The organism is Microbacterium sp. NPDC056234 (assembly GCF_042267585.1).
Classification (GTDB): Bacteria; Actinomycetota; Actinomycetes; order Actinomycetales; family Microbacteriaceae; genus Microbacterium.
In genome coordinates this window covers 1-21,545 of sequence record NZ_JBHJTE010000005.1, presented here as the reverse complement: position 1 = coordinate 21,545, position 21,545 = coordinate 1, and the positions used below count along the sequence as shown (strand labels likewise).

Below are 21,545 nucleotides of genomic sequence, written 5' to 3'. Positions count from 1 at the left end.
GACGGACGTGTCCTGGCAGAAGACTCAGCAGCGCATGGGATACTGGATGCCGCGATGGCGGATGTCGTCGCTTTCGATTGTGTGGGCCAGTGACTGATACCCGAGACCTCTTCGCAGCCGTCCCGCGCTCCGAGTTCGACATCCCCGGCAAGAGCCGGGGCCTGATCGACGTGGTGCGCTGGCGCTACCTGCTGCGCCTGCTCGTGCGCACCGGCGTGACGACGCGCTACCGCAATTCCGTGCTGGGCTGGACCTGGTCATACGTGCGGCCGGCTGCCCAGTTCCTGGTGTTCTGGGTCGTGCTCGGCCTGTTCATGAACCTGGACCGCGGCATCCCGAACTACGCCGTGTACCTGTTCAGCGGCATCGTCGTGATCAACCTCTTCTCCGAGGGCTTCAAGAACGCGACCACCTCGATCGTGGGAAACGCGGCCCTGGTCCGCAAGGTGTTCCTGCCGCGGCAGCTCTTCGCGGTCTCAGCGGTGATCGTCGCCTTCGTGCACTTCCTGCCTCAGGTCGGTCTGCTGCTGGTGGTCTGCCTGCTGCTCGGATGGATCACGCATGTCTCGATCCTCGGCGTTCTCGCGATCTTCGCCGGAATGATCATCGTGATGGTGTTCTCCCTCGGTCTCGGCCTCTTCTTCGGCGCGATCAACGTGCGTTTCCGGGACGCCGAGAACATCGTCGAGCTCATGCTGCTGCTGGCGACGTGGGCGTCGCCCGTCCTGTACTCGTGGACTCAGGTCCAGGACGCCATCGTCGGCACGCTCGGCTGGCCGCAATGGATCGTCGAGATCTATCTGCTGAACCCCATCACGCAGGGCGTCGAGCTGTTCCACTACGCCTTCTGGCGGCCCGCGACCGAGGGCATGGTGTCCGCGTCCGGCTACGTGGGCACCCAGCTCATGGATCTGCCGCCCGGACTGCTGTGGAACACGTTGTGGACGTTCCTCATCGCCGTGGCCACTCTGCTGTTCGGCCAACTGGTGTTCCGCCGCCTCGAAGGAAGGTTCGCGCAAGACCTATGAGCGAGCAGACCACCATCAAGCCCAGCATCATCGTCGACGGCGTGCACAAACGGTTCACACTCAACCACGCGTATTCGCTCAAGGACACGGTCGTGTCCTGGATCAAACGGCGAAAGCTCACGAGCGAGTTCGAAGCTCTCAAGGGCATCGACCTCGTGATCGGCCAGGGCGAATCCGTCGCGATCCTCGGGCTCAACGGCTCCGGCAAGTCGACGCTCCTCAAGATGGTCTCCGGCGTCATGGAGCCCGATGACGGCCAGGTGCTCACCCGCGGCCGAGTCGCAGGCCTCATCGAGGTCGGCGCCGGTTTCCATCCTGAGCTCTCCGGGCGCGAGAACGTCTTTCTCAACGCCGCCATCCTCGGAATGAAGCAGCACGAGATCGAAGCACGCTACGACGACATCGTCGCCTTCAGCGAGATCGAGCAGTTCATCGACCAGGAGGTCAAGCACTACTCGTCCGGCATGTTCATGCGCCTGGCCTTTTCGGTCGCGATCCACGTCGAGCTCGATGTCCTCCTGGTCGACGAGATCCTCTCGGTCGGCGACGCTCCGTTCCGCGAGAAATGCCGTCTGAAGTTCGAGGAGCTCATCGACGAGGGCAAGACGCTGGTCGTCGTGAGCCATGACATGGAGATGGTCCGCGAGCTCTGCACGCGGGGAGTCGTGATCAACAAGGGCGACGTCATCTACGACGGTGAGATCGAAGGCGCGATCGCACTGGTGGACGCGTGATCCTGGACTGGATCGCGCAAACACCGGCTCTTCTCGTCGGTGTCCTCGTGGTCTTCGTCCCCGGTGTGCTCGCACTATGGGGGGTGGGCCTTCGCGGGCTCCCTCTGCTCGCGGCGGCACCGCTGTTCGGGACGGCGACCGTCGGCTTCGCAGCGCTCGGCGCCGGACTGCTCGGCATCCCATGGTCGCCGCTGACCTGGGCCATCGGGGCGGTCCTGCTCGTGGTCATCGCGTGGGTGATCGGGCGGCTGCTGGGCAACCGACTGCCGCGGCCGGCGGGTTCGGGTTCTCCGCGCTGGCTGATGCCCACCGCGCTGTCGATCGGCATCGTGATCGGCGCGGCGCGGTTGATCACGTTCATCGCCGACCCCGAAGCGATCTCGCAGACGAACGACGCCGTCTTCCACATGAACGCGGTCCGATTCGCGCTGGAGACCGGCAATGCCTCAGCGTTGCACATCAGCGCGGTCGTCGGCGGTACCGGCTTCTACCCGGCGGCCTGGCACGACATCGTCACCCTCATCGTCCTGATGTCGGGGGCGTCCATCCCCGTTGCGGCGAATATGCTCACCCTGCTGATCGGCGCTGTGATGTGGCCGCTCGGCATCGCCTGGATGACGACCGAGATCACGGCATCCGCCCGGATTGCCGCCTTCGCCGCCGTGCTGTCCGGCGCGTTGCAGACGTTCCCGCTGCTGATGTTCCAGTGGGGCGTGCTGTTCCCGAACGCGCTGTCCACGGCGTTGATACCCGCGGGCGTGGCCGTGGTCGTCGCCGTGCGGCGGTGGAGCCAGGGCGGCGATCGTGTACGGGCGATCGTGCGGAGTCTGCTTCTCGTGCTCGTCGTCATCGGTGCGCTGCTGCTGGCACAGCCCGCGGCGCTGCTGCCGTGGGCTGCGATCAGCCTGATCTGGCTGACATTCCAGGTCCTCCGGCGCCGCGACGGCAGGTCGGCAGCGCCGGCGATCGTCGCGGTCGCGGTGGCCTGGGTCGCCCTCGCCGGCGTCTGGTTCGTCATGTCGCAGGGGACCAGCGGATCGCACTGGGCGCCGTTCCGCGGAAAGCTGCAGGCGGCCCTCGACGTCGTCCTCAACGGGCAGGTGATGATCCCGTTCGCCCTCGGGATCAGCGCGCTCATGCTCGTCGGTCTGGTCGTGGCTGTGCGACGCGCCTCCTTCCGTTGGCTGGTGGTGGCGTGGCTGGCGATGTCACTCCTCTACGTGCTCGCCGCCTCGGTCGGCAATCCGTTGGTCCGGAATGTGGTGCTGGGTGCCTGGTATGCCGACCCCTATCGGATCGCCGCACTTGCGCCGATCGCGGTGATCCCGCTCGCGGCGATCGGTCTCGACGCCATCGTCACGGCCGTCGCCCGATGGACGCGCCGCCCACAGGATTCGAGGGCGGCAGCCGTCGTCGGGCTCGTGGCGGCGACGCTCTTCATGATCGCCATCACCGTGCTGCGTCCTGTCGAGATGCCCAGGATCACGGAGGACTCCTTCTTCCCTGGATCGACGTATGACGAGAACGGCAGCGAGGCGTACCTCGACGCCGACGAGCGCGCGATGCTGGAGTCGCTGGACGAGCTCGTCGAGGAAGGCGTCGTCGTACTGGGCAATCCGTCGACAGGATCGGGCTTCGGGTACTTCCTGAGCGGTGTCGATGTGTATCCCCGCACGTGGTCGCCGCCGACGCAGCCGCAGTGGCAGGTGCTCGCGAACGGGCTGAGCGACGCCGCGGAGCTACCCGAGGTCTGCGACGCCTTGGACTACTTCGGAAGCGCGGAGTACGTCCTGGATTTCGGGCCAGGAGAAGTGGATCCCGGTCGCTACGTCATGCCGGGCATGACGGGATTCGAGGAGCACGACGGATTCGAGTTCGTGGCGGAGGAGGGTGATGTCTCGCTATGGAGGATCACAGCATGCGCGCCGTGACCCAGCCCACCGGGTCGGTAGAATCTGACACGATGCGTCCGGAAGATCAGACCGTTCTCGTCGCCATACCGGCGCTGAACGAAGAAGAGTCCGTCGCGGACGTTGTCCGTGACGTGCGCCGAGCGATCCCGGATGCGACCGTCGTCGTCATCGACGACGGATCCAGCGATCGCACGGGCACGCGCGCTGCTGACGCAGGGGCGATCGTGCTGACGTTGCCGTTCAACCTGGGAGTCGGCGGCGCCATGCGCGCCGCCTTCCGCTACGCCAGGGACAACGGGTTCGATGCAGTCGTCCAGGTCGACGCGGACGGTCAGCACGACCCCCGCAACGTCGCAGAACTCTTGCGGAAACTCGTCGGTGCCGACCTCGTGATCGGAGCGCGATTCGCCGGCGTCGGCGATTACGGCGTCCGCGGCCCGCGCAAGTGGGCCATGCGGCTTCTCGCCACGACCATCGGCCGTGTCGCGCACACCCGGCTCACGGATGTGACCAGTGGATTCAAGGCCGCGGGTCCCCGCGCGATCGCGCTGTTCGCCGACAACTTCCCCGCCGAGTATCTCGGCGACACGATCGAGGCACTCGTCATCGCGGCTCGCGCGGGGCTGATCATCGATCAGGTTCCGGTGGAGATGCGCCAGCGTCAGGCCGGCGTTCCGTCTCACAACCCGTTCAAGGCCGCCGTTTACCTCGTTCGCGCGTGCGCAGCCTTCGCGCTCGCGATGATGCGTCCTCGTACTCCGCTGAAGGGCGAATCATGAGCCCGGTCACCTATGCGTTCGGAATCGTCGCCGCTGTTCTCGCGCTGATCGCCATCATCGAACTGATGCGTCGCGGCACGCTGCGTGAGCGTCACGCCGTCTGGTGGTTCGTCGGCGGCGTGCTGGCACTGGTCATCGCGGTCTTCCCGCAGACGCTCACCTGGGCCGCTCAGACGCTCGGCATCACGGTGCCGACGAACCTGGTGTTCTTCGTCGCGATCGGTCTGCTGTTCCTGGTCAGCCTGCAGTACGGTGCCGAGCTGACGAGGGTCGAGGAGAAGCTGCGCACGCTTGCCGAGCAGTCCGCATTCCAGGAGAACCGGATCGCAGAGCTCGAGCGACGTCTCGACGACCGCTCGGCTCGCGCCGAGCGCGCGGACGGAGACCCGCACGAATGAGCCGACCCATGCGTGCGCTCATCGCGTCACGACTGTTCCCGCCCGAGGTCAGTGCTGGCGCGTTCCGCCTCGGAGCGCTCGGGCGCGCGCTCGCGCGCAGAGGCGCCGAGGTGACCGTGCTGACGACGCGGCCGCCGAAGCACGCGCCGACCGTCACCGACCCGGCCGGCGTCGTCGTGCGCCGCTGGCCGGTGCTGCGTGATCGCGGAGGAAACGTTCGGGGATACATCCAGTACCTCAGTTTCGACGTGCCGCTGATCCTGCGCCTGCTGGCTCGCCGATTCGACGTCGCCGTCGCGGAGGCGCCCCCGACGACAGGACTCGTCGTGCTGATCGTCGCGTGGCTCAAGCGCCGCCCGGTGGTGTACTACGCCGCTGATGTCTGGACCGACGGTGTCGTGTCCATGGCTGCTCCACGCCCGGTCATCTCGGTCATCCGCGGACTCGAGCGAACCGTGTTGCGGGGTGCGCGCGGCATCATCTCCGTCTCCGACGAGGTCACCGCACGCCTGGTGACGCTGGGTGCGGACCCGGCGAGGATCACCACGGTGGGCAATGGGATCGACACCGCGGTGTTCGCCCCCGAGGTCGAACCGGCGACCGATGACCGATACTTCGTCTACACGGGCACGATGTCGGAATGGCAGCAGCCCGATATCTTCGTTCGTGCTCTGGCGCTCATCGCGGACGACCATCCGGACGTGAAGCTGCGCTTCTTCGGACAGGGGTCCGTCCAGTCGGCGCTCCGGACGCTTTCCGATGAGTTGATCCCCGGTCGCGTCAGCTTCGGCGGAGTGGTGAGCCCGACAGCATCCGCCGGGTGGATACGAGGCGCTGTGGCGTCGCTCGTGAGCATCGTGCCGGGGATCGGCTACGACTTCGCCAAGCCCACCAAGACCTATGCCGCCGCGGCCATCGGTACGCCGGTGCTGTTCGCCGGAGCGGGGGCAGGCGCAGAACTGGTGCGCTCGGCGCGGCTCGGCCTCGCCGTCGACTTCACCGCTGAAGCCGTCGCGGACGCCATGCGCACGCTGCTCACCCAGACAGACACCGGTGAGACGGAGAGCCTGCGCGCGGAGCGTGCGACCTGGGCGACTGAGCATGCCTCCCTCGATGCCGTGGCATCGCGTGTGTCGGCAGTGGTCTCTCAGGTCGCTCTGGCGCGCACCGGTAAGCTGAACACGGCTTCCGGTGGCACCTCTCGACCGGAGTGAAAGGCATTTTCATGACTGAATCCGTGCGCATCGTCGACTCCGCCGATGTGTCTCCGAACGCCGTGATCGGCGACGGATCGTCGATCTGGCATCTTGCGCAGGTCCGAGAGGACGTCCGGATGGGCGTCAACTGCATCGTCGGGCGCGGCGCGTACATCGGCACCGGAGTCGTCATGGGCGACAACTGCAAGGTGCAGAACTATGCGCTCGTGTACGAGCCGGCGAAGCTGGGCGACGGGGTCTTCATCGGACCGGCCGTCGTGCTGACGAATGACACGTACCCCCGTGCGATCAACCCGGACGGGTCGCTGAAGAGCGCGCACGATTGGGAACCCGTCGGCGTCACGATCGAGCGCGGCGCGTCCATCGGCGCCCGTGCGACCTGCGTCGCACCCGTGACCATCGGCGCCTGGGCGACCGTCGCCGCCGGTGCGGTCGTCGTGAAGAACGTCCCCGCATATGCGCTGGTGGCCGGCGTCCCGGCGCGCCGCATCGGCTGGGTGGGAGAGTCGGGTCATCCGCTCACCCCCTCGGACGCGGACGGCGTCTGGATCTGCCCCGCAAGCGGCACCCGCTACATCGAGAACGATGGCGCACTGAGCAAGGAGAACGTGTGAGCGAGTTCATTCCCCCCGCCAAGCCGATCATCGGCGATGAGGAGCGCGAGGCGGTCGACCGCGTGCTGCGCAGCGGCATGGTCGCGCAGGGTCCGGAGGTCGCAGCTTTCGAGAGCGAGTTCTCCGAGCACTTCGTGCAGGGGCGTCCATCGGTCGCCGTGAACTCCGGAACAGCGGGCCTTCACCTCGGCCTGCTCGCTGCGGGCGTCGGTGCCGGTGACGAGGTCATCGTGCCGTCCTTCACCTTCGCCGCGACCGGCAACTCGGTGGCACTCACCGGCGCCACCCCCGTGTTCGTCGACATCGAGCCCGAGACGTTCAGCCTCGATCCTGAGGCCGTCGCCGCGGCGATCGGGCCGAAGACGAAGGGCATCCTCCCGGTGCACCTCTACGGGCACCCGGCTCGTATGCGCGAACTCGAGGCGCTGGCGGCGGCGCGCGGCGTCGCTCTGTACGAAGATGCCGCGCAGGCGCACGGCGCGGCCCTCGACGGTCGTCCGGTCGGGACCTTCGGTGATTTCGCGATGTTCAGCCTCTATCCGACGAAGAACATGACCAGCGGCGAAGGCGGCATGGTCACGACGGCGACCGACGACATCGCGCGCCGTGTCAAGCTGCTGCGCAACCAGGGCATGGAGCGTCAGTACGAGAACGAGGTCATCGGCTTCAACGCGCGCATGACCGACATCCACGCGGCGATCGGTCGGGTGCAGCTGACCAAGGTGGATGCCTGGACGAAGACCCGTCAGGCCAATGCGGCCTTCCTGGACGCCAACCTTCACGGAGTGGTCATCCCGCCGGTCGCCGACGGGGCCACGCACGTCTACCACCAGTACACGATCCGCGTCACCGAGGACCGGGACGGATTCGTCGCAGCGCTGAAGAACGAGCACGGCGTCGGCGCGGGTGTGTACTACCCGATCCCGAATCACCGTCTCCCTTCCCTCGCGCCGTACGCACCGGGGCTCGACCTGCCCGAGACCGAGCGTGCTGCGCGCGAGGTGGTCTCGCTGCCCGTGCACCCATCGCTGACAGAGGGAGATCTCGAGCGCATCGTCGCAGCGGTCAACGCCGTGGCCGGAGCGGGTTCCTGATGGCGCTGCGTGCAGGACTCCTCGGCGTCGGAATGATGGGACGCCACCACGCGCGCGTACTGCGTGAAGTGGACGGCGTCGATCTCGTCGCGATCGCCGATCCCGGCGGCGATCCGCACGGCGTCGCGGGCGACCTGGAGGTGCTTCCCGACATCGATGCCCTCATCGAGGCAGGAATCGATATCGCGGTCGTGGCCGTTCCGACGCGCTTCCATGAGGACGCCGCGCTCAAGCTGGCGGCTGCCGGTGTGCACACGCTCGTCGAGAAGCCCATCGCCGACAGCGTCGAGGCCGGTCAGCGGATGGTGGATGCATTCGAATCACAGGGTCTCATCGGCGCGGTCGGGCACGTGGAGCGGTTCAACCCCGCGCTGCAGGAGCTGCGCCGACGTCTCGAGGGCGGCGAGATCGGCGACGTCTTCCAGATCGCGACCCGCCGTCAGAGCACTTTCCCCGCCAGGATCGCGGACGTCGGTGTCGGCAAGGATCTTGCCTCGCACGACATCGACCTGACCGCGTGGGTCGCGCAATCCGACTACGCCTCCGTGTTCGCGCAGACGGCGTTCAAGAGCGGGCGAAGCTTCGAAGACATGATCACGATCACGGGCCGGCTCTCGAACGGCATCATCGTGAATCATCTCGTGAACTGGCTCACCCCGATGAAGGAGCGGGTGACCGTCGTCACGGGCGACCGTGGCACCTTCATCGCCGACACCGCGACGGGCGATCTCACTTTCTACGCCAACGGCACGATTCCGCTGGAGTGGGAGAGCATCTCCAGTTTCCGCGGGGTGTCCGAGGGCGATATCACCCGTTACGCATTCGCCAAACGCGAGCCGCTGCGGGTCGAGCACGAGGCCTTCCGCGACGCTGTTCTGGGAGAGCCGAGCGAACTGGTGACGATGCGCCAGGGGCTGCACACGCTCAGCGTGGTCGAGGCGGCGCTGCAATCGGCATCCGATGGGATGTCGATCCGACTGTGATCCGCGTATTCGCCAAGCTGCGGGAGCTGATGCCGTACCTCCCGTCGGATGCCCGCGGGTATCTGGTCAGGTACGTCACTGTGTCCTGCCTGCTCGCCGTGCTCGACGTGGCGGCGCTCATGCTGCTGGCTTTGACGCTGCCGCCGATGACGACCGGGACCTCCGTGACGCTGCCGCTCATCGGCACGATCACGGAAGACGCCTTCGTGTGGGTCATCGTCGCGGTGGCGGTGCTGATCCTGCTGAAGTCCGGCCTGTCGGCGCTTCAGCAGTGGTTCGCCACGCGTCGTCTCGCCCAGTTCGAACTGGAGATCGGGCGGCGCCTGTTCGATTCCTACATCAAGGCTCCCTGGACGCTTCGGATCACGCGCAACACGGCGCACGTGGTGCGCATCGCAGATGTGGGCATCGCGAACTCGATCACGGGATTCGTGCTGCCGATCATCCAATTCCCCGCGATGGCGATGACCTTCGTCCTCATCCTCGCCGTGCTGTTCATCTCGCAGCCGGTCACTGCCGTGATCACGGTGCTGTACCTGGGCGCGATCATGGTCGTGCTGTACTTCGTGATCTCCCGTCGGACGGTCCAGGCAGGCCGGGTCGCGCGCGACTACTCCATGAAGGTCGCGGCGCTCATGACCGAGATGATGCAGGCGATCAAGGAGATCACGCTCCGAGACAAGACCGGCGAGATCGCGGAGATCGTGCAGTACAACCGATCGTTCAGCACCCGCGCCAGAGCCAACATGAACTTCCTCGGCTCGTTGCCCGGATTCGTCCTCAACGCCGCACTGGTCGGCGGGTTCCTCCTCATCGGCGGTGTCGGGATGCTGGTGGGCGACCTCGATTCGGCTCTCGCATCGGTCGCGCTGTTCGCCGTCGCGGGTTTCCGTCTGGTTCCGTCGCTGACGGGCTTCCAGGGGATCGTGACGTCGACGACCGCCAACCTCCCGCACGTCGAAGGCGTGATCGAGGACATCCAGGCCTCGCACGTCTACATGCAGCAGCAGGAGCGACTCGGACAGATGCCGCTCGTGGATGAGCCGCACTCGCTGAAGCTGTCCGATGTCTCCTTCACATACCCGAGCGCCGGTATCGCGGCCGTGCACGACATCGACCTCGAGATCCCCATGGGATCTTCGCTCGCGCTGGTCGGTGCGTCCGGTTCGGGCAAGTCGACGCTCGTCGACATCCTGCTGGGCCTGTTGACTCCCCAGCACGGCTCGGTCATGCTCGACGGTCAGTCCGTCGTCGATGTCATGGCCGCATGGCGGCGGCGCGTCGGCTACGTGCCGCAGGAGGTAGCGCTCTTCGATGGAACGATCGCGCAGAACGTCGCACTGAGCTGGGACGAGGAGCGCATCGACTACGCGCGGGTCGAGGAGAGTCTGCGCAGAGCGCAGCTGCTCGACACCGTCCTGGAACGAGCAGGCGGGCTGCGTGCGCCGATCGGCGAGCGAGGGATCGCACTCTCCGGAGGCCAGCGTCAGCGTCTGGGGATTGCCAGGGCGCTCTACACCGACCCGCTCGTCCTCGTGCTGGATGAGGCGACGAGCGCGCTCGATACCAAGACCGAGGCTCTCGTCACCAAGGCGCTCCGCGAGTTGAAGGGCAAGGTGACGACGGTGTCCGTCGCGCACCGTCTCTCGACCATTCGTGACAGCGACCTGGTGTGCTTCATGCAGGACGGCACGATCGCAGCGCGTGGCACCTTCGACGATCTGGTCGAGCAAGTGCCGAACTTCGCCGAGCAGGCCCAGCTTGCGGGGCTCGCATGACCAGCCGGTTCGTCGATCTCGTGATCGCGTGCCATGATCCGTCCCGGCCGATCGAGCGGGCCGTCGGGTCCGTGCTGGCGAGCGACACGGCACGCGAGAACGTACGGGTGACCGTGGTGGCTCATGGCCAGCCGGCTGAAGCGTTCCAGCAGCGTCTCGCGGGCATCGACGGCGACTGGCGGGTCATCGAGCATCACGATGGCATCGCGAGTCCAGCGGGCCCGTACAACTGCGGACTCGCGCTCGCCGAGGCCGAGTACTGCGCGGTGATGGGGTCGGATGACTTCCTGGAGCCAGGCGCGATCGAGGCGTGGATGGCGGCCGCGAGGTCCGGCCGCGCCGACATGGTCGTGGCACCCATCCGCATCGACGGCCAGCCGATGATGTTCAACCCGCTGCCGCGTCCTCGGCGGACGACATCGTTGGACGCTGCGCGCGACCGGCTCTTCTACCGCTCGGCACCGTTGGGACTCGTCCGCACCGACACCATGCGCAGCCTCGGTCTGTCGATGACCGAGGGCGTTCCCGTCGGAGAGGACATCGAGTTCGGGGTTCGGCTGTTCGCGGAGGCCACGCGCATCGATTTCCCGTTCCGTGCTCCTTGCTACGTGATCGGCACGGATGCCCGCGAGCGAACCTCGCACACGCCGCTGACGATCGAGCAGACGATGCGGCCTCTGCATCGGCTGCTCGACGGAGACGTGCCGGCGCGCCTGTCGCCGGCTCATCGTCGCGCCCTTGCGGTGAAGTTCATCCGGATCAGCGTGCTCGGCGCGGCCAGATCCCGTCCTCGCCCCGAGGACTGGCGACCAGGGGATGCTCAGGCGCTGGCCGACCTGCTCGACCGGCTGCTCGCGCTTGATGCCCGCGCGCTGCATCCTCTGTCCAGACAGGAGCGCACGCTCATCGATGCCATCCGGTCGTCGACGACGTCCGAGGGAATCGTCGCCGGAATCGCGGCATCGGACGCGCAGAAGTCGAGGACGCAACGGCTGCTGCCGCGACGAGCGAGCGCGACTCTGGACCGTGAGTCGATCCTGCGCCGGTACATGGTCTACGCGATCCGGCAGCGGAGGTGGGGATGAACAAGCCCAGCATGCTGATCATCTCGTTCTCGCCGATCGCCTCGGACGCGCGCGTGCTCAAGCAGGTGCGCGGATTCGCCGAGGAATTCGACGTGACGACGTGCGGCTTCGGCCCTCAGCCGGACGAACGGGTCGAGCACATCGAGCTCGGCATCCCGAGGCCGCACCGGGCGCGCAGGCTCTGGGACGAGGCGCTGGTGCGTTTCGGGCGCTACCGCACCGCCTACTGGACGGGACCGACCGTGAGAGCGGCGCGCAAGGTCCTGCGCGGACGGCGCTTCGACGTAGTGATCTCCAACGACCTCGACACGGCAGGGCTCGCGGTGGCGCTGTACGGCGGCGAGCGGGTGCACTGCGATCTGCACGAGTACTGGCCCGAGCTGCACGGTGAGAACGCCGCGTGGATGCGTCACAGATCGCAGTTGTACCGCTGGCTGCTTCGGACGTACGTGCGGCGGGCCGCGTCCGCGACGACGGTGAGTTCGCGAATCGCCGAGGAGTACCGACGCGTGTTCGACCTCGACGTCGCAGTCGTCACCAATGCGTCCCCGCATCAGAACCTCGCCGCGGGGGAGGTCTCGGATCCGTTGCGGCTCGTCTACAGCGGCGCAGGCGACGCGGAGCGCGGCCTGGAATCGCTCGTGGAGGCGACCGCCCGCACCAGCACTCCCGTCGAGCTGGATCTCTACCTCGTCTCGATGACCCCGGAGTACCGGCGGTCGTTGGAGGAGCTGATCGACCGCGAGAAGTCTCCGACGCGCATCAGGGAGCCGTTGCCCTATCGCGAACTCGTCCCGACGCTGAACACGTACGACATCGGGATCTACCAGCCCAAGCCGATCAACCTGAATCATGCGTACGCGCTCCCGAACAAGGTGTTCGACTTCGTGCAGGCGCGGCTCGCGCTCGTGATTGGTCCGGCCGAGGAGATGGCGCGGGTCGTCCATGAGCACGGGATCGGCGTCGTCACGGCGGATTTCAGCACCGAATCGCTGCGTCGGGCGCTGGATGAGCTCGCACCGGGCGACGTCGCCCGCTGGAAGGACGCGTCTGATCGCGCGAGCGCAGCGCTGTCGGCGGAGGCGCAGCAGCAGGTGTGGGTCGACGCCGTCCACGCGATCGCCGAGAAGCGCGCATGACGTCACCTGCTCGGATTCTGAACGTCCTGCTCGCACCTGTGCGCGGCGCGTGGAGGTTCGTGCTCGCGCATCGCATGCATCTGCCGGACTTCGCCAATCGATTCATCGACAGCATCGCGGAGAATCCCAGCAGCGCGCTGGGACGCCTCGCCGGTCGGATGCAGTGGACCTATGAGCCTTCGGATGTGCCGCCGCCCGTGCGGTCGCCTGCCTCGCAGCCGTCGGTGTACATCGGACCTGTGAACTACTCGGCCCAGGGAGCGCAGTGGGCGCGCGGGCTGCGGGACACCGGCATAGACGCGGTGAACGTCGCCCTCTCGGTCACCGGAGGCTATTCCTTCGCCGCCGATTCGGTCGTGCCGCCGGCGGTGTACGAACTGTCGCCGCAGTGGCAGGACGCGGCTTTCGACCGTGCGATCGAATACAGTCACATCCTCATCGAGGCCGAGCGTTCGCTGTTCGGCCGGAAATTCGACCGCGATCTGCATCGTGAGGTCAGCGCACTTCAGGAGCACGGCGCAGCGGTCGCCATGATCGCGCACGGGACAGACGTGCGCATGCCCGAACAGCACGCGCAGCGCTCGGAGCTCTCGCCGTACCGTGACAAGGACTGGTACTTCGGCAAGGAGGCACGCGATGCCCAGCGCAACGTGCGCCTCCTCGAATCGCTCGAGGTGCCGGTGTTCGTGTCGACTCCCGACCTGATGGACTTCCTCCCGTTCGCCCACTGGTGCCCTGTCGTCATCGATCCGACGCGCTGGGAGCGCGTCGAGCGCGTACGTTCGGAGGGGCCGCTGCGGGTCGTGCACGCACCGACGAATCCTCGCATCAAGGGCACGCCGCTCATCGAACCGGTGCTCGAGGCGCTGCAGGCCGACGGCGTGATCGAGTATCGGCGCATCAGCGGGGTGGCGCACGCCGACATGCCTGCGGTCTTCGCGGCGGCCGACGTGGTGCTGGACCAGTTCCGGCTCGGCTCGTACGGGGTGGCGGCCTGCGAGGCGATGGCCGCCGGCTGCGTGACAGTCGGGCATCTGGATGCCTGGGTGCGCGAGCGCGTGCAGAGCACGACGGGGCAGGACATTCCGCTGGTGCAGGCGACACCGGACACACTGGGCCAGGTGCTCAGGGAGCTCGCGGCCGACTCCGACGCGCGTGACGAGATCGGCCGGGCTTCACGGCGTTTCGTCCGAGAGGTCCACGATGGGCGTCGCAGCGCAGAAGTCCTGACGACGCACTGGATCGGTGACATGAATGGGCGCTGACGTCGATGTCATCGTGGCTGTGCACGATCCAGCGCGCCCGGTCGAGCGAGCCGTCGCTTCCGCACTGGAATCCGAAGCGGTCGCCCGAGTGATCGTGGTGTGCCACAACATCCCGATCGACCCGATCCGCAGCCGGCTGGGCTCTCTGGCAGACGACCCGCGGATCGTGATCGATGCGCTGGACGATGGTACCCGCAGCCCGGCCGGTCCCTTCAACCGCGGTCTGGACCTCGCCCTCGGGGCCTTCGTGTCCGTCATGGGCTCGGATGATGCGGTCCAACCAGGGGCGATCGACGCGTGGCGGCGCGCCGCGGCCCAGCACGCCGCGGACGTCGTCATCGCCCCGCTGCGCCACGCCGGCGGTTCCCGCGTTCCGACCCCGCCGACGCTTCGTCGATCCTCTTTGCGGGGAGCGCGTGACCGACTCGCGTTCCGCACCGCGCCCCTCGGACTCGTCTCACGCGCGAAGTTCGGCGATCTGCGCTTCACCGAAGGACTGGCGACGGGGGAGGACCTGGCGTACTCGACTCGACTGTGGTTCTCCGGCGCTCGCATCGCCGGATGCCGAGAATCCGCGTACTACCTGATCCACGATGACAACGAACGGGTGACCTTCACCAAGCGCACACTGGCGGAGGATGTGCGCGCCGTCGAGCTGCTGATCCGCGACCCCTGGGTGCTGTCCCTGTCCGCGCGTGATCGGCGGGCGATCGGTGTGAAGCTGTGGCGCGTCAACCTGTTCGGGGCCGTGCACTATCGAGCGGGCGCGTGGTCGGCGGATGACCGTTCGACGGCCTCGGCGATGGCTGCTGCGCTCGCCGAGTTCTCGCCTCAGAGCACCGAGGTGCTCTCCAGAGCCGAGGGACTGCTCGCCGACGCGCTGCGCGACCCGACATCCACCGACTCCAGAATCGACCTGCTGTCCCAGCGGCGCCGCCGGTTCGCCAGCCTCCGTGCACTGGTTCCGATTCGAACCTGGCGGCTGTTCGACCGGGATGCGCCCCTGCGGTTCAGTGCAGCGACATGGTGGGCGCTTCGAGGCTGAACCCGCCCACGCCGTAGACTGGTGTCTCGTGAAGATCGTCAGTGTGGTGGGCGCGCGCCCCCAGTTCGTCAAGCTCGCCCCGATCCACAAGGCGGCGAAGGCCGCCGGGGTCGACCACGTGATCGTCCACACCGGTCAGCACTACGATCCGATGCTTTCCGACGTGTTCTTCGAAGACCTCGGGATCGGGGCGCCGGATGTCCACCTCGGCGTCGGCAGCGGTTCTCACGGGGTGCAGACCGGCTCGATGCTCGCCTCGCTGGATGCGGTGTTCGACGAGCATCGGCCCGACTGGGTGCTGGTCTACGGCGACACGAACTCGACGGTCGCCGCCGCGCTGAGCGCGGTGAAGATGCACATCCCGGTCGCGCACCTCGAGGCGGGCCTGCGCAGTTTCAACCGCCGGATGCCGGAGGAGCACAACCGTGTCATGACTGATCACGCCGCCGATCTCCTCCTCGCACCGACGGCGGTGGCCGTCGAGCATCTTGCGAATGAAGGTCTGGCCGACCGGACCGTTCTCGTCGGCGACGTGATGACCGATGTGCTGTTCGACGTGCGCGCGCAGAAGGCGGGGCAGCCGTCGGAGCTGCTGGAGGAGTACGGCCTGGAGCCGGGCGGCTACTACCTCGCGACCATTCATCGTGCCGAGAACACCGATGATCCCCAGCGCCTCGCAGCGGTCGTCGCCGGCCTCGCAGGTCTCGACCGACCGGTCATTCTGCTCGCACACCCGCGCGTGGTCGCGAAGGCATCCGATCACGGCGTGAACCTCACTCAGGGCTCTCTGATCGCTCACCGTCCACTCGCGTACCCTGACCTGATCGCTGCCGTCGTGTCGAGCGCGGGCGTCGTCACCGACTCCGGCGGTCTGCAGAAGGAGGCGTTCCTCCTCGGCGTCATGTGCACCACGGTCCGTTCGGAGACCGAGTGGGTGGAGACGGTCGAACTGGGCTGGAATGTGCTGGCGAACTCGGCGGATGAGATCGCCGCTGCCGTCACGCGCTCGGCGCCGCAGCGCACGGATGCTGCACCATACGGCGACGGGCATGCCGCCGAACGCGTCGTCAAGACGCTCATCGCAGCCGGCCATTCGACCAGCGCGGTGTGAGCGCATGCCCATCAGCGCCTCGAGGATCGCGATCCGGGTGCGCAGCAGCGCGCCGGCGTTCCTCCGGCGATGGATCGACGGGGCGCTTGCGGCAGAGCGCGGTCCCATCGCCTGGGCGAAGGATGTGCTTCTGGTGCACGGTGAGCTGCCGCCGGTGGCGGAGCCACGGACCGATCTCGGCGTCCGCCTGCTGATCGCACCGCTCAACTACGCCGGACAGGGACGGGAGTGGGCGCGGACGGCATCCTCGGACGCGGTGGAGGCGGTCAATCTCGGGGTCGTCGTCGACGGGTCGTTCGGCGCCCCTTCGGACTGGACGGTCTCAGCCGAGGTGTTCACGGCGTCGCGGCGTTGGCGAGCCGATCAGCGAGCGGCCGTCACGCGGTTCAGCCACGTGATGATCGAGTCGTTCGCATCGCCCTTCGGACGCGGTACCGGCGCTGTCGTCCTCGACGACGTCGTATGGTTGCGCGAGCGCGGCGTGCACGTCGCGCTGATCTGCCACGGCACCGACATCCGGCATCCGCAACGGCATGTGAACATGCATCCGCATTCACCGTTCGCTGAGGTGGGTCCGGGCGCTCTGGCCGCCGCCGTACGATCTGCGGATGCGAACAGCGCCGTGCTGCGTGGTTTCGACGGACCGGTCTTCGTCTCGACTCCTGATCTGCTTGCAGACGCGCCGGGCTCGCGCTGGTTGCCTGTCGTCGTCGACCCGGCGCGCTGGGCATCCACGCATCCGGTCGACGCGACGGTGCCGATCGTGGTGCACATCCCGAGCGCAGGACACGTCAAAGGCACCGAACACGTGGATCGCGCGGCGCAGCGACTTCAGGATGCCGGCGTCCTCCGGTACGTGCGGATGCAGAACGTTCCCGCTGCGGCGATGCCCGGTCACGTCGGCCAGGCGGACGTGGTCGTCGACCAGCTGCTGCTGGGCGGCTACGGCGTCGCCGCGTGCGAAGCGCTGGCCGCCGGGCGAGTGGTCGTCGGCAACGTCGACGACCACGTGCGCGCGCACGTGAGAGCCGAGACCGGCCTGGATGTCCCGATCGTCCAGGCCGATCCGGACACGCTCGATGAGGTGCTGAGGGTGCTCGCGGCGGATCCGGAACGGCGTCGGGCGGTGGCCGCGAAGGGGCCTGATTTCGTCCGTCAGGTGCATTCGGGCGCGCTGACATCGCAGGTCCTCGGCGGCTTCCTCGGCGCGGCAATGCAGTAGCGGGGCCGGCGTCCGGGCGTCAGGCCCGCGGCTCGGACACGGGTTCGGACGGGCTCCCTGCGGTCCGGCGCGCGGCGCGCTTGGCCACGATGCCGTTCTGCCATGCGCGCAGTCGGCTTTCGACCGGGCGTTCGATCAGGACGTGCAGCGCCCATGCGCACAGGATCGCCGCGCCGAGGAGGAGCGCCGTCCACACCACGCCCCTCAGCCCCGGCTGCGGGCCGATGAGGCCGAGGACGAAATAGATCAGGGTCGCGTGGATCAGGTAGAAGGCGTACGACCATTCGCCGAGCGCGACCAGCGGGCGAGCACGAGACCACCGGGAACGCCCTGCCAGGTCGGCGGACGCGAAGGCGCAGATGAGCAGTGCGAACAGCACCACCATCGTCTCGGGCGTGTAGCCGGAGAGTGCCGCGTGCACAGCCGTGGTCTGCGGCAGGCGATGCAGTACCGGAACAGCGAGGACATAACCGGCCAGAAGAGCGACCGGGATCCACACGGGAAGGCGTGGACGCCATCCCTGGCGGAATGCCCAGGCGAGACACATGCCGATCACGAACTCGTTCAGCCGGAGAACCGGCCAGGGGAGCTCGGCGAGCCAGCCCGACGGATCGGCGATGATCACCGCGCGTGCCGCGAAGCCGAGCGCCAGGAGGATGCCCGTCGTGATCATCGCGACACGGCCTGTGAACAGACGGATCACTCGTGTGATGAACGGGTGCAGCGCGTAGAAGAACATCTCCGCCGTCAGCGTCCACGCCGCCGGATTGCCGGAGAACAGGATGACCGGATCCCGCGACCAGCCCTGCAGCAGCAGGAGGCTCAGCATCAGCACGCCCAGATCGAACGGTTTCACCCAGGTCTGAGCCGGATCCGGATCGAAGCTGTAGAACACGGGGATCGCGAGCAGCAGCGTGACCAGATGAAGTGGATAGATGCGCGCGAGTCGGCGCCAGTAGAACGTTCCGATCCCGACGGAAGGGCGCCAGGACCAGGTCAGCACGAACCCGGACAGGATGAAGAAGAAGGCGACGCCGTAGTTGCCGTAGAGCGCGATCTCCGTGACCGGGCCCGGCAGGGGAACGATGTTGCGGATGTGGAAGACGAAGACGGCCAGAGCAGCCCACCACCGCAACCCGGTCAGTGAGTCCAGTCGAGGCGTCCTCGCCGGCCGGGGGAGTGGGCTCGCCATAGTTCTCCCATTGTATGGCCGCGGTGCGCGGTCACCGCGCTCGCCGCGTGGGCGTCCGCACAACTTCGGCCGCATAGACTGGAACCCATGCGTATCGCCGTCGTGGCCCTTGGAAAGATCGGGCTTCCCCTCGCCATCCAGTTCGCTTCTTCGGGGCACGATGTCGTCGGGGTCGACGTCAACCAGAGGGCCGTCGACATGATCAACGCGGGGCAGGAGCCGTTCCCCGGTGAAGCCCACCTGCAGGAGCGCCTTGCCGAGCTGATCCCCGCGGGCAGACTGCGCGCGACGACGGATTACGCCGAGGCCATCCCCGGCGCGGATGCCGTCGTCCTGGTCGCGCCCGTCTTCGTCGACGACGAGACATGGGAGCCGGACTTCCGCTACATGGACGCCGCGACGCGATCGCTCGCCGAGCACATGACGCCAGGGACGCTGGTGTCGTACGAAACGACCCTTCCGGTCGGTACGACCCGCACTCGCTGGAAGCCGATGCTCGAAGAGGTCTCGGGTCTCACCGAGGGAGTCGACTTCCATGTCGTCTACTCGCCGGAGCGGGTGCTCACCGGTCGTGTCTTCGCGGACCTCCGCAAGTACCCGAAGCTCATCGGCGCGCTGTCCGAAGAGGGCACCCGCCGTGCGCGTGAGTTCTATGAGGCCGTCCTCCAGTTCGATGAGCGAAGCGACCTGCCGCGCCCGAACGGCGTCTGGGACCTCGGCTCCACCGAGGCATCCGAGATGGCGAAGCTCGCCGAGACGACCTATCGCGACGTCAACATCGGCCTCGCGAACCAGTTCGGCCTCTTCGCGGCTTCCCACGGCATCGACGTGTACCGCGTCATCGAGGCCTGCAACTCGCAGCCCTACAGCCACATCCACCGGCCGGGGATCGCCGTCGGCGGTCATTGCATCCCGGTCTACCCGCGCCTGTATCTGGCCACGGATCCGGATGCCGACATCGTCAGGGTCGCTCGTCAGCTTAACGCGTCGATGCCGGAGCGCCTCGTCGCGCAGGCGGCCGGAATCCTCGGCGATCTCACCGGAACCCGTGCGGTCGTGCTCGGCGCCGCGTACCGCGGGGGAGTGAAGGAGACGGCGTTCTCCGGCGTCTTCCCGACCGTGAAGGCGCTCACCGAGCGCGGAGCCGACGTCGCCGTGCACGACCCGCTGTACACCGACGACGAACTGCGCGCGCTCGGCTTCCAGCCGTACGCCATCGGGGATGCCGCTGAGCTGGCGATCCTGCAGACCGATCACGCCGACTACAAGACGCTCGCTCCGTCGAGCATCCCCGGCGTGAAGCTTCTCGTCGACGGACGCAACGCGTCCGACGCGGCACTGTGGGCCGGCACGCCGCGCATCGTGGTGGGCGCTGCGGCCTGACTCCGAAGACGAGAACGCCCCGCAGCCAGGAGCTGCGGGGCGTTTTCGTCTTCGGGGTGACCGGTTCAGACCCCGAGGTGCTCCGCGAGTGCCTCAGCGCCGTCGCGTGGCGTGAATCCTGTCGCCGTGATCTTCGCGAGGTCGAGCACGCTGTTCAGTGGTCGGGGCGATACCGGGCCGGCGGCATCCGCGAAGTAGTCCGCGGTCGTGACGTCGCCGACCCTGGCGGGGTCGTGCCCGGTGAGGCGGTAGACGGTGCGGGCGATGTCGGCCCAGGACTGCGGTTCGCCGGCGCTGGAGACGTTGTAGGTGCCGTGGGCGGCACCCGATTCGAGCAGGTGCAGGATGGCGTCGGCGATGTCGCGGGTGAAGCTGAGGCGGCCGATCTGGTCGCTGACGACCTTCGGGTCGATGCCGCGTTCGGCGAGGGAGCGCATGGTGGCGACGAAGTTCTTGCCTTCGCCGATGACCCAGGAGGTGCGCACGATGTAGTGGCGCGTCGCGGTCTGCACGACGAGGTCGCCGGCGGCTTTGGTCTGGCCGTAGACGCCGAGCGGGCTGAAGCCGTCGTCTTCGGTGTAGGCGCCGGGTGCTGTGCCGTCGAAGACGTAGTCGCTGGAGACGTGCACGAGCGTGATGCCGTTGTCGTCGGAGATACGCGCCAGTTGCGCCACGGCGAGGGCGTTGGCCTGCCAGGCGGCGGCGCGGCCTTCGGGGGTCTCTGCGGTGTCGACCGCGGTGTAGGCGGCGGCGTTGATGATCGTGCCGTAGTCGCGCCAGCGGCGGGCGCCGGCGAGGCCTGGGGCGGTGACGTCGAGCTCGGCACGGGTGGCGTACTCGATGTGCGCGGCGTCGCCCAGGCGTGCGCGCAGGGCGAGTCCGAGCTGTCCGCCGGCTCCGAGGACGAGGATCTTGCGGGGCGCGATCGGGGTGACGTCGGCGAGGCGGGGGTGCGCCTTGTCCTTGTCCGAGATCTCGACATCGGCGAGCGGGATGGGCCAGTCGATGCCGGCGGTCTCGTCAGCGAGGTTCAGGAACGAGTAGGACGCGTCGGGGGACCAGTGGTCGTTGACGAGGTACGCGTACGCGGTGTTCGCCTCGAGCGTCTGGTAGGAGTTGCCGACGCCGCGGGGCACGAAGATCGCCCGGGACGGGTCGATCTCGGCCGTGTAAACGGCACCGAAGGTGGAGCCTTCGCGGAGGTCGACCCAGGCGCCGAAGATGCGACCGGTCGCCACGGACACCCACTTGTCCCAGGGCTCGGCGTGGATGCCGCGGGTCGTGCCGACTGCGTCGTTGAACGAGATGTTGTTCTGCACGGGGCCGAAGTCCTCGAGCCCTGCGGCGATCATCTTCTCGCGCTGCCAGTTCTCCTTGAACCACCCGCGCGAATCGCCGTGCACCGGGAGCTCTGCGATCAGCAGACCCGGGATCGAGGTCTCCGAGATCGAGAGCGCCTTGCCGAATTCGGTCATCACTGTCCTTTGGAGGCGTAGAAGGTTTCGGTGGCGTCTTTGGAGGGTGCCCACCAGTCTTCGTTGGTGCGGTACCAGTCGATGGTGGCG

Annotated in this window: 19 protein-coding genes; 17 read left to right on the top strand and 2 right to left on the bottom strand. The window is 67.5% G+C overall.

Going from position 1 to position 21,545, the window contains the following annotated elements; all coding sequences use genetic code 11:
• Window positions 1–89 precede the first annotated feature (89 nt).
• The 16 genes from ACFCYE_RS13870 to ACFCYE_RS13795 are packed head-to-tail and all read left to right on the top strand — an operon-like array spanning window position 90 to window position 17,405.
• The gene (locus ACFCYE_RS13870) at window positions 90–1,028 is read left to right on the top strand and encodes an ABC transporter permease (RefSeq protein ID WP_376179612.1); all 939 of its coding nucleotides are present in this window, start codon (window positions 90–92) and stop codon (window positions 1,026–1,028) included.
• Complete coding sequence (locus tag ACFCYE_RS13865) at window positions 1,025–1,762, top strand: ABC transporter ATP-binding protein (RefSeq protein WP_376179610.1); 738 nt, start codon at window positions 1,025–1,027, stop codon at window positions 1,760–1,762. Before ACFCYE_RS13870 ends, ACFCYE_RS13865 begins: the two co-directional genes overlap by 4 nt.
• A complete protein-coding gene (locus ACFCYE_RS13860; RefSeq protein WP_376179608.1) occupies window positions 1,759–3,693 on the top strand; it encodes a DUF6541 family protein in 1,935 nt (644 codons plus the stop codon). The genes ACFCYE_RS13865 and ACFCYE_RS13860 overlap by 4 nt, the downstream gene beginning before the upstream one ends.
• Before the next feature lie 32 nt (window positions 3,694–3,725).
• Window positions 3,726–4,454: a glycosyltransferase family 2 protein gene (locus tag ACFCYE_RS13855; protein ID WP_376179607.1), complete on the top strand. Its 729-nt coding sequence runs from the start codon at window positions 3,726–3,728 to the stop codon at window positions 4,452–4,454.
• On the top strand, window positions 4,451–4,852 hold the full coding sequence (locus tag ACFCYE_RS13850; RefSeq protein ID WP_376179606.1) for a DUF2304 domain-containing protein: 402 nt from the start codon (window positions 4,451–4,453) through the stop codon (window positions 4,850–4,852). Before ACFCYE_RS13855 ends, ACFCYE_RS13850 begins: the two co-directional genes overlap by 4 nt.
• Window positions 4,849–6,066, top strand: a complete 1,218-nt coding sequence (locus ACFCYE_RS13845; RefSeq protein WP_376179604.1) for a glycosyltransferase family 4 protein — start codon at window positions 4,849–4,851, stop codon at window positions 6,064–6,066. Before ACFCYE_RS13850 ends, ACFCYE_RS13845 begins: the two co-directional genes overlap by 4 nt.
• An 11-nt stretch (window positions 6,067–6,077) precedes the next feature.
• Window positions 6,078–6,683 carry a DapH/DapD/GlmU-related protein gene (locus tag ACFCYE_RS13840; protein ID WP_376179603.1) on the top strand — a complete coding sequence of 202 codons (606 nt, stop codon included), beginning with the start codon at window positions 6,078–6,080 and terminating at the stop codon, window positions 6,681–6,683.
• The gene (locus tag ACFCYE_RS13835) at window positions 6,680–7,777 is read left to right on the top strand and encodes a DegT/DnrJ/EryC1/StrS family aminotransferase (RefSeq protein WP_376179601.1); all 1,098 of its coding nucleotides are present in this window, start codon (window positions 6,680–6,682) and stop codon (window positions 7,775–7,777) included. The genes ACFCYE_RS13840 and ACFCYE_RS13835 overlap by 4 nt, the downstream gene beginning before the upstream one ends.
• Window positions 7,774–8,760 carry a Gfo/Idh/MocA family oxidoreductase gene (locus ACFCYE_RS13830; RefSeq protein WP_376180147.1) on the top strand — a complete coding sequence of 329 codons (987 nt, stop codon included), beginning with the start codon at window positions 7,774–7,776 and terminating at the stop codon, window positions 8,758–8,760. Before ACFCYE_RS13835 ends, ACFCYE_RS13830 begins: the two co-directional genes overlap by 4 nt.
• Complete coding sequence (locus ACFCYE_RS13825; protein ID WP_376179600.1) at window positions 8,757–10,538, top strand: ABC transporter ATP-binding protein; 1,782 nt, start codon at window positions 8,757–8,759, stop codon at window positions 10,536–10,538. The genes ACFCYE_RS13830 and ACFCYE_RS13825 overlap by 4 nt, the downstream gene beginning before the upstream one ends.
• The gene (locus ACFCYE_RS13820) at window positions 10,535–11,623 is read left to right on the top strand and encodes a glycosyltransferase family 2 protein (protein WP_376179598.1); all 1,089 of its coding nucleotides are present in this window, start codon (window positions 10,535–10,537) and stop codon (window positions 11,621–11,623) included. Before ACFCYE_RS13825 ends, ACFCYE_RS13820 begins: the two co-directional genes overlap by 4 nt.
• The gene (locus tag ACFCYE_RS13815; RefSeq protein WP_376179596.1) at window positions 11,620–12,762 is read left to right on the top strand and encodes a glycosyltransferase; all 1,143 of its coding nucleotides are present in this window, start codon (window positions 11,620–11,622) and stop codon (window positions 12,760–12,762) included. The genes ACFCYE_RS13820 and ACFCYE_RS13815 overlap by 4 nt, the downstream gene beginning before the upstream one ends.
• Window positions 12,759–14,027, top strand: coding sequence for a hypothetical protein (locus ACFCYE_RS13810; protein WP_376179595.1), 1,269 nt, complete (start codon window positions 12,759–12,761; stop codon window positions 14,025–14,027). Before ACFCYE_RS13815 ends, ACFCYE_RS13810 begins: the two co-directional genes overlap by 4 nt.
• Window positions 14,017–15,072, top strand: coding sequence for a glycosyltransferase (locus tag ACFCYE_RS13805; protein ID WP_376179593.1), 1,056 nt, complete (start codon window positions 14,017–14,019; stop codon window positions 15,070–15,072). Before ACFCYE_RS13810 ends, ACFCYE_RS13805 begins: the two co-directional genes overlap by 11 nt.
• 28 nt (window positions 15,073–15,100) lie before the next feature.
• The gene (wecB, locus tag ACFCYE_RS13800) at window positions 15,101–16,183 is read left to right on the top strand and encodes a non-hydrolyzing UDP-N-acetylglucosamine 2-epimerase (RefSeq protein ID WP_376179592.1); all 1,083 of its coding nucleotides are present in this window, start codon (window positions 15,101–15,103) and stop codon (window positions 16,181–16,183) included.
• Window positions 16,184–16,187: 4 nt separating this feature from the next.
• Window positions 16,188–17,405, top strand: a complete 1,218-nt coding sequence (locus tag ACFCYE_RS13795) for a hypothetical protein (protein WP_376179591.1) — start codon at window positions 16,188–16,190, stop codon at window positions 17,403–17,405.
• Between the two features lie 19 nt (window positions 17,406–17,424).
• Here the strand turns inward: ACFCYE_RS13795 and ACFCYE_RS13790 are convergent, their stop codons facing one another.
• Entirely contained in the window at window positions 17,425–18,597 is a 1,173-nt protein-coding gene (locus tag ACFCYE_RS13790; RefSeq protein ID WP_376179589.1) for an acyltransferase family protein, read from the bottom strand.
• Between the two features lie 87 nt (window positions 18,598–18,684).
• Between ACFCYE_RS13790 and ACFCYE_RS13785 the strand changes: the two genes are divergently transcribed.
• Entirely contained in the window at window positions 18,685–19,980 is a 1,296-nt protein-coding gene (locus ACFCYE_RS13785) for a nucleotide sugar dehydrogenase (RefSeq protein WP_376179588.1), read from the top strand.
• 65 nt (window positions 19,981–20,045) lie between these two features.
• Here ACFCYE_RS13785 and ACFCYE_RS13780 read toward each other — a convergent pair whose 3' ends face one another.
• Window positions 20,046–21,455 carry a sugar nucleotide-binding protein gene (locus tag ACFCYE_RS13780; RefSeq protein WP_376179586.1) on the bottom strand — a complete coding sequence of 470 codons (1,410 nt, stop codon included), beginning with the start codon at window positions 21,453–21,455 and terminating at the stop codon, window positions 20,046–20,048.
• Window positions 21,456–21,545 lie beyond the last annotated feature (90 nt).